Raw genomic sequence first — 717 nt, 5'->3', positions numbered from 1 at the left:
GCGAGTGATGTTGCCGATAAACATGTCAATAGTGTTACGGCGGCCATAGCGTGAGGGAAACGCCCGGTCACATTCCGAACCCGGAAGCTAAGCCTCACAGCGCCGATGGTACTGCAGGGGGGACCCTGTGGGAGAGTAGGACACCGCCGGACTTCTCTTAAGTAAAATGGCCACCCAGAGCCGGGTGGCCATTTTGCGTTTTGCAGCAGAACAGGGAGTCAGAATGTCAGATGAGCAGCGAGACCGCCGAAACGACGGCGAGGGCGCGCAGAATCGACGTTCTGACTCGGACCGGAAGCCTCGGTTCAACGATTCCTCGTCGCGCGGACCGCGCCGCGACGGCGATCGCCGTCCGAGTGGCGATCGCAGTGCATCGGGGGATCGATCCCAGTCGGGTGAGCGTCGCCCCTATAACGACCGGAACCAGTCGGGTGAGCGTCGTCCCTATAACGACCGGAACCAGTCGGGTGAGCGTCGCCCCTATAACGACCGGAACCAGTCGGGTGAGCGTCGCCCCTATAACGACCGGAACCAGTCGGGTGAGCGTCGCCCCTATGGTGACCGTCCCCAGTCGGGTGAGCGTCGCCCCTATAACGACCGGAACCAGTCCGGTGAGCGTCGTCCGTGTGGGGACCGTCCCCCTGTCTCTTATACACATCTGACGCTGCCGACGAACTCTAGGGTGGAGACGCCGGCGGACGACGCGCCAGTAACAAA

General features: G+C 62.3%; 1 protein-coding gene and 1 rRNA gene. One reads left to right on the top strand and one right to left on the bottom strand.

Translation table 11 applies throughout. From position 1 onward, the window contains the following. The first annotated feature begins 35 nt into the window (after nt 1–35). Nucleotides 36–152 (top strand): 5S ribosomal RNA (gene rrf, locus BFN01_RS01025). A 74-nt stretch (nt 153–226) separates the two neighbouring features. Here rrf and BFN01_RS15035 read toward each other — a convergent pair. Beyond that, the coding region (locus BFN01_RS15035; protein WP_218161781.1) for a hypothetical protein at nt 227–717 on the bottom strand (491 nt) is incomplete at its 5' end.

Origin of the sequence: Microbacterium sp. AR7-10 (assembly GCF_001878835.1) — a bacterium.
GTDB classification, from domain to species: Bacteria; Actinomycetota; Actinomycetes; order Actinomycetales; family Microbacteriaceae; genus Microbacterium; species Microbacterium commune.
Note: the sequence above shows the minus strand (reverse complement) of the source record. Positions and strands in the feature narration are given on the sequence as shown.